Genomic DNA, 8859 nt, shown 5'->3' with positions numbered 1-8859 from the left:
GGCACTTACTTGTATGGTGATAATACTACCTATATATTCTTTACTCTCGCCAATTAGCTCATCAGAGAGTTGCTCTATTGCATCAGTACGGCATACCAACTCTAATGAATGATGAGCATCAATTTCCTGATGTAACTGAAGGGTTTTATAGGAACTCAGTTGTTTGTTGGCAATATAGATGGTGGTGGTAGTTTGTATGGCCATAATTTATTTTTTACTGTTAATTGATAGTGTCTGTGTGTCTTTCTTTTTATTATACAATTGATTCAAAAAACTGTTTTAATAACAAAGAAAGTGTAATATAATCTATTGTTTTTTTATACTACAGGGGATTTTTCCCCTATATTCGTTATAAACAGCAACATACTCGATAAGTAGTGCAACTTTTTTTATATAATGTAGGAATAATTGTTAATATTCCTACATTGATTATAAGTGTTTTTGTATTTATGCCTTAATAATACAACATAATTGTCCCGTTTTTTGAAACTGAGATATTTTTTTTTCATTTATGAGTTAGTAGTGAGTAATGATTTCTCAATACTCAGTGTTTCAAACTTTTGTTTTTAATGCTTCTACTATTTTACGTTGTAATATTTTTTCTACTAAACAACAATGAGGTAAATATAGAACAAATAAAATAACTTATCTATATCACTCAGATTATAAGAATAGTATATATAGAAAAAGGAGGCTTATGAGGCCTCCTTTTCACACGATAACACACTAAAACTATTCTATTATCAACTTTCTAACTTGACTTGCTGTAGGAGTTTCTAATAGAATAAAATACATACCTGATGGTAATGATGACATATCATAATCAAAAGTGTATGTATCTTTCTCTTTACCCTTGCGTGAGTCTAACAAGGTATTATCTACCATATTATATATCTTAAGATTGATATTTTGTGGTTTTGATAAGTTTACATCTACCGTAAATCTTCCTGTATTGGTAGGGTTCGGATAGACCAAATAATCAATATAACTGTGAATCTCTTTTTCATTCTCTCGTTCTTCTCCTTCAAATTCTTTATCGATAACTATGATTTTTTTGGTGGTCATAGCTGTACATGCTCCAAGATAGGTTTGTAGGGTAACCTCATATTCTCCAGCGGTTTCAAACACTGCCTCGGCATAGTTATCATCTTCATAACTTACTATTGCCACTTCTGGAAATATCCAATCAATAGTATCAGGTATAGGATCACTATTATCTACAATCACAAACTTCTCTCCTGCATAGACATAGGTTGATGCTATAAACTGAGCGTTAATAATATCGGTAACTTTATCTATAAATATACTATCTACGGCCAAACAGCCTTTACTATCGGTTACCATCACCTGATAACTTCCTGGTTCACTAACTTCTATAGATGGTTCTGTAGTGGTAAAACCATTTGATGAAGACCATTGATAGCTTGCATTAGGATCTGTAATGGTTGCGTTTATTACTATAGTTTGGTCTTTACATAGCACAGTATCTTCTCCTAGATCAACGATTAATTCCTTTGGACTGTCTACGCTAATTTCTTGAATAATTTGACATCCTTTGCTATCTGTTATGGTAACTGTATAGTTTCCTGAACAAATATCGGTTAGGTCTTCTTGGATACTACCTGTATTCCACTCATAGGTATAGGGTGGGGTTCCTCCTACTGTTTCTAATAAGATTGCCCCATCGCATGCGTTATAACATGTTGGAATGGATACTGATTTTGTAATTTGTAATGAGTTTGGAGGAGTGATCGTTATTTGATTTGTTTTACTGCAACCTCTTATATCTGTGATTTGTATACTATAGGTTCCTGCGGTTATATTCTCTAATCTATCGGTTGTCGCTCCAGTATTCCACAGATAACTGTAGGGTGGAGTTCCTCCTCTTACTTGTGACAGTATAGTCCAATCATTACCTAGCCCACAATTTGTATAATCTGTATCTAGTATCATTGCTATACGTTCTGGTTGTTCTAAGGTATATATAGGGCTGGTAGCACTATCCCCTACTGCATCTGTAATACTCACATAATAATTGCCTGCTCCAATATTTTCTAATGAAAAACTATTCGTTCCTATCGGCAGGTGTGTAGCTGCATCATACCATTGATAGCTATATTGCTTGCTATTATTAAAAGGTCTTCCTCCTTTTGCTATTGCGGTAAGGCTTCCTGATGAAGTATTACCAAAACATGATACTACATTGACAGGGGTAACGGCTACTTCTAAAGCTGGTGGCTCAAATAAGTCTACATCTTCTATTACCAACTTACAATCATTGATATCTGTAACGGTTAGAGAGTATTTCTCTACCCCAACATTTGTAAGAATATTTGTAGCTGTACTTTGCACTATTCCATTGGCATCTTTCCACTCATAAAAATATGGAGACGTTCCTCCTCCTATAGTAACAGTTATACTACCATCATCTACTCCACTTGATGAAGGATATGTTCTATCAATAGTACCATCTATAAATAATCCAGGTGGTTGTTCTACCGTTATTGTTTTTACATAGATACATGCATTAGCATCTTTTATTTGTATAGTATAGCTACCAGCAACAATACTATTTATATCTTCTGTGGTGTCACCAGTACTCCATAAAAATGTATAGGGTGGTACACCGCCTTCTACGGTAATATTGATTTTTCCATCCTGTTCTCCTGCACATTTCAAGTGCGTTACAGTTTCTAAAACAAGTATTTCTTCAGGTTCAGACACTTGGTATATTGCCCGATGGGTATTCTCATTATTATCTGTAACAACAACTGTATAAGTACCTGCCGATACAGTAGGTGTATTTGGGGTAGTAAATAAAATTGTATCAGGATCTGATTCTTTATACCACTGATAGGTATAATTACCAGTTCCTCCTCGAGTAATAGTAGTTAAAGGTACTTCTGTTTTTTCTCTAAAACATTGAATTTGTTGATCTGCTGTCAAAGGTTCTATTGCAATGATTAGTTCTTCTGGCTCATTGACTTCTATCAAGGTAAACATAGAGCAATCTTTGTGATCTACCAGAGAGAGTTGATAGGTTCCTTTTTTAAGCTCGGATATATCCTTACTAGATGATGTATAGGTAGCATCATCAAGATTAGTCCAGGTATAGCTATAGGGCGGCGTTCCTCCTTCAACCGCTATAGCAATACTACCATTTTGTGTTTGATATCCTGTAAGAGGTGTGACCACTGTATTAGTAATCTTTAACGAATCATCGGGTTGTTGTATCTCTATCTGAGGATGTGAAACTGTACAGAGGTTGTCATCAACAATAACTACCTCATAGATTCCTGCTTTTATCCCCACAAGGTCTTCTGATGTTGCTGTAAAATCGGGGTCGCCTACCTTGGTCCAACTAAAAACATAGGGCAAGTATTCACCAGTAGTAGAATTTCTAGGCCCTCCTGTTACTGTAATATTAATTGTTCCTGTAGTCTCGCCATAACAAGATACATTTGTTTGACTGGTTAAAACAACCTTTAAATCTTCTGGTTCTGTAAGGGTCATGGTAGTCTGGGCACTAGCTCCTTGATTATCACGAACTACTACTTTATAAGTGCCTGCATTTTGCTCTTTAAGATTATCTAATGTAATATCTGTATTCAAGGGTATATCTACAGTATTCTCTACCTTGTACCATCTATATTCAAAATCAGAGGGAGTTGATTCTATAGGATATCCACCAGATACGGTTGCTTTTAGTTCTCCCAAAGCATCATCATGGCATAAAATAGGATTGGTTACTCTTATTTCTACTGCTATCGGTAATGGTTCTTTTACGTCAAATGTTTTTTGAACTACACAGTTCTTCTCATCGGTAACAGAAACAGTATACAATCCAGAGGACAGGTTATCAATATCCTTATCACTGCTAGTATACGCTACATCTCCTTGCTTGCTCCATAAAAAACTATACGCACCTACACCTCCAACCACATCAATTGATATGCCACCATTAGTTCCTCCAACAGTAGTTACATCTTTTAATATCGTCTGAGAGATCACAATTTCTTGGGGCTGTGCTATTGTAACAACTGTTGGATTTGCCTGGCGTCCGTTGGTATCTTTTACCCAAACAGTATATACTCCTGCTCTCAATTCTCCTATAGTACGGTTACTAAGATTATTTTCTGAGATATATGTTTGCTGATTATCTATAGAGAAAGAATAGGGTGGTGTTCCTCCTTGAGGGGTTAGCACTATTTTTCCAGTGTTTGTATTAAAGCAAGTGACATCTACTGTAGAAACCGAGAGACTTAATGGGTCGGTAATTCGTATTGATCGTGATTTTTTACAACCGTTTGTATCCGTTATTATTGCGGTATACAATCCGGCTATCAAATTAGAAATGGAAGTTCCTGCATTAGAAATAGTGGTACCATTTCTTTTCCATAATAATTGATAGTTAGGAATTCCACCTGTGACTTCGATGGTTATTTGTCCATCATTACCCTCTAAAACAGAATTATGAACTACTGTCGTAGGTCTAATCTTTATTTCTTGAGGTTGGTCTATAAATATGGCATCAGAAATAGGAGATAAACAATCTGATACTCCTCTATCTTTTACCCGAAATTTATATCCTTCATCCATGTTACCTGATAATTGAAATCTACCACTATTGTTCCAGTGCCACCCTCTGTTATCTAGTACTCCATATTTATATATTCCAGATTTTCCTCCTGTTGCTGTTACTATCACTTCGGTTTTATCGCCATAACACAATAAGGTACTCATAACCTCAATATTAGTTATCTCTACAGGATCAGGCATATTCTCAAAAATAACATTGTTTTGTACTGCTTTTCCTGACCGCTGATCTGTAAGCTCAACTTTGTAAACATCCTTGGGTACAAAAATAGAAGATTCATTACTATAGAACACTCCATTTTTTGTCCATGTAACTTTATATGGTGGATATCCTCCTCTTACATTTTTAATTCTAAACCAACCTTTTTCGCCTACGCAAAATGGGTCTTGCTTATCAATTTCAAAAGTAATTGAGTCGGGTGCTTTTATCTCTGGTAATTCTATTTCTGAAACACAACCAGATGTACTATCCATGTATCTGATGATATGTTTCCCTGCTAGTAAATTGTCTATTTCAAAACCGTTGATATAGGCAGTGTAATCCATACTATTCAAAGGAGAACCATTAAGTAGTACTCTTGCATTATAGTAGTCTCCCATAATACCTGTAAAAGGGGTTCCCCCAGTGACACTTGTGATTACTATTTTACCATCAGCCATATCTGGAGCACCTATATGGGTTATTGCTCCTAAATCAATTTGATGCATGATCTGAGTAGCAGCATTAATAACAACATTTTTTTCTTTTGCATTGCCATTAGTCTCTAGAGCCAAGCATTGATTGGTCTTTTTTCGTACCTGGATACTGTATTCTTTTGGCGCTAATCCAGTTACTTCTTTTTCTGGCCCTGTAAAGGTAGTAGCACTTGCCCAATTATCTAATGAATACTCATATTGTCCTGCTCCTCCAGAGATTATTTTTATTTTTACCTTACCATTATCAGTACCATAACAACTTTGATCTGCTATGGTCTCTGCTGTAAAATCTACAGGAGGAGGTGCATAAATATCAAAATCATATTCATATGGTTGACAAAAAGGAGCATTCTCATTCTCTCCTCTGGCATAACCTGTTACCACAATTTTATAGTGCCCTTCTATAAGCTCTCTATCAGAAGTTGGTTGCCACTCGTAATAGTATTTTGTTGAAAAAAAGGAACTTTCTTCATTAAATCTTCTGATTCCATTATTATCATCATATGCCACATAATCATCGACAGCATTTTTCTTTAATAAATCAATATTTACAGTCTCATAGTCATATATTTGACGATCAAAATATATCTTTGCACCTCCTGTACTGCTATACGAGCATGCAAGTTGTGCTATTTCGGGATCTTTTGTAACCTCAGGAGCTTTTGGTAAAAATTTAATGGTAAGCGTGTTTGTAATTGCATTAGAATTACAGGCTGGATTCAACCTTATCTGTATATTTTTATTTAATCCCCTATTTTCATTTAAAAGCCAACCATTACTATATAAATCACTAAGCTTAAGATCAATACTGGATTGCCCCGCCTTTGTTGAGATTGGTTTCCATTTTGGAATAAAACTATCGATAGTATCATAAAACTCCCAATTATGCAAATTATCCCTTGGAGCAAATCCTGGGGTAGCATCGATACGAATGGGGTCTTTCTGACATGCAGTTTTAATGCTAGAAGAATTGGTGCCATCTCCAAAAGTTAACTTTATATTAGGAACTATCGATATATTTATATTTCCGTCAATAGTAGACTCATATAATTCAGAACCTCTATAATCTTTATTGAAACAAGTATCGAGAATATCGTTTGTATCGTGTGTACTTTTAGTTATTCGATCACCATGCGGGCATTGGTCTAACAACCAACCATATTCTCGAGCTACAGTTTTAAACGATATATGACTTATCTTATCATTATTCTTATCAAATTCTCTAGAAAAAGAATACGTTTTGTTTATATACTGCCCGTTAGGCTGATTAAACAAATATACTGGGGGTCTATTATGAAAAAATACCTTGATCCATTTTAAGCCATTATCATTTTCTCCACAATCTGACTCCCCTTGACCTATTTTACCACTTACAGTGACCGTGTATTTCTGCGCATAGGCACCAAGTGAAATGAACACTACTATAAAAACAAGTATTATTTTCTTCATATTATTTTCTTTAATATTCAACTTCTATCTTTTTTATTGGGGATTTTGCTCTAGAATCAAATACGGCTTGTAACAGATAGCTATATTTTGTATTTACGATCAACTGCTTGTCTATAAATCGATTTTGGCTCTTATCAAATACTTTATATAAAGTGGGTTGTTTTCCTACTTCTGCCTTATATAGTAGAAATTCTATCACGTTTGTAGCTCTATATTTCCAGTTGATTGCTACTTGTTTTTCCTCTCGATTTACTACGGCAGTAAGCTTATCAATCTCTGGCTTGGTCTTATTATCGGGTAAACTAATTGTTAATGGAGCTACTGGTGCCGATTCTAAACCAGATTCATCCATAGTAACCAAAGTATATAGATATGTTATTCCGGGTCTTGCAGTGGTGTCTGTAAACTCATCTTGGGGAGAATCAGCTTCTGTTACCAACTGCCAGGGGGTATCAACTCCTTTTTCTTTTCTATATACTATGGTTTTTATGGCATCACGACTACTACTGGTAATCCAATATAGCGCTACTACTCCTTGATCTGCTTTAAATGACTTAAAAACAGGTGATGTGGGGGGAATTATGTCTGGCTTTTTAAGCATTACTATTTCTGAAAAACCAGAGGGGTTGTATCGTTTATCTATTGCTTGTATTTTATAAAACACATTGGTATTCAATGTTTTTATAGATATGGTATCTACCATACTATTTTGTTGTAGGGGTTTAAAAGTAATTTGGGTATACTCTTCGTTTTCTATATTCCCCCTAAATACCCGATACCCTAAAAGATCTGATTCGGTATTGGCAGTCCAATTGAGCTGTACGACTCCTGTAGAGTCTATTACCCCAATAAGCCCAATAGGATCTGCCGGTGGGGTGTCATCAGTAGGTTGCACCATCTGCGGAAAAGAGGCTCTTTTTGAGCCATCTACCCCTACTGCTGATATTGTAAAATAGTTAATCGCATCCAGGTTTTTGAATTCTATACGCCTAGTATTCTTAGAGATATCAGACAGTACTGTCTGATAATTTTCTTTGATCTGGTCTGATTTGTTTAACTCAAAATGCGCTATCGATTCTAGTTCTCCCTCAGGGAATTCCCATGTGATTACTACCGTAGTATTCTCATTTATCAATTTGGCTTCTGTAATAGCTGGTGTATGTTGTAATGCTTTTTTGCCCTTGCCTATCACTACTTTTGATATTGGGCCAATTTCTCCAAAAGGGGATACTCCTTTTATTCTATACTGATATTCTTTATTGTTATGTGATAAACTATCAATGTAAAACATTCGATCTGAGTTTTTTTTCTTTCCTTCATTCATGCTTACTACTGGTGTATCCCTTAATGGGATATAAGTACCGCCATGATCTTCTGATCGTTCTATGATGTAATTGGTATACTGTTTTTCTAGAAGTCTATAGTTCCAGCTTAGCATAACGTTTTTGTTACCAAATACACCTACAAAATCCTGAGGTTCTGGTAACAGACGATCATCACTTAACCCAAGGTATACGCCTCCAAACTTGACATCAATTTTCTCTTTTGGAATGGCTGTATATACTTTATAAAGATATCGCTCGTTAGATTTTACTGTTGTATCTACATATGCTAACCCTGCATAGGTTGCTACTTTATAATCCTGATCTGCGGCAAATAGGGTAAAAGAAAAACGTTGCTCTAGTGCTTTTGCCTGATTCACAATACGCATCATATCATTGCCCCCTCCTTCTAGTGCTACATCAAAATCTTCGCCATAAATAGCCTGTGCAGCAATGGCAGCATTATCATTATCGTTTACAAGATTCTCCCAATCCATCATTGGCTTGGGAACAATTGGTTGTTGTGTAAGTTTTTTTACGATAGGTTCTTTTACTAACTGATCCCCTACTGCAATGGTGCTACGCTCAATAATATATCCGTAGCTATTAGCGTGTTTCCACCCTAAGGGTGTATTGGGTGCCCATCGTAACATAATAGCTTCTTTGCCAACTGTAGCGATAACTTTTACAGCAGGATCTTGATTACCTATAGACTCTTGTGCTTGTACTTGATAAGAAAGTAACAAGATAAGTCCTCCTAGTATGTATAAAAAAGGTGTTGATGTACTCATTACTC

General features: G+C 35.6%; 3 protein-coding genes. All 3 read right to left on the bottom strand.

Annotated elements, in window-relative coordinates; genetic code table 11:
- Positions 1–204: hypothetical protein (locus DG508_RS17635; protein ID WP_159090909.1), on the bottom strand; the 204-nt coding region annotated here is incomplete at its 3' end.
- Positions 205–732: 528 nt separating this feature from the next.
- Complete coding sequence (locus DG508_RS17630; protein WP_159090908.1) at positions 733–6741, bottom strand: T9SS type A sorting domain-containing protein; 6009 nt, start codon at positions 6739–6741, stop codon at positions 733–735.
- A gap of 10 nt (positions 6742–6751) precedes the next feature.
- Positions 6752–8854, bottom strand: a complete 2103-nt coding sequence (locus tag DG508_RS17625; RefSeq protein ID WP_159090907.1) for a fibronectin type III domain-containing protein — start codon at positions 8852–8854, stop codon at positions 6752–6754.
- Between the last annotated feature and the right edge of the window lie 5 nt (positions 8855–8859).

The sequence above is a fragment of the Aquimarina aquimarini genome (genome assembly GCF_900299535.1).
Classification (GTDB): domain Bacteria; phylum Bacteroidota; class Bacteroidia; order Flavobacteriales; family Flavobacteriaceae; genus Aquimarina; species Aquimarina aquimarini.
Note: the sequence above shows the minus strand (reverse complement) of the source record. Positions and strands in the feature narration are given on the sequence as shown.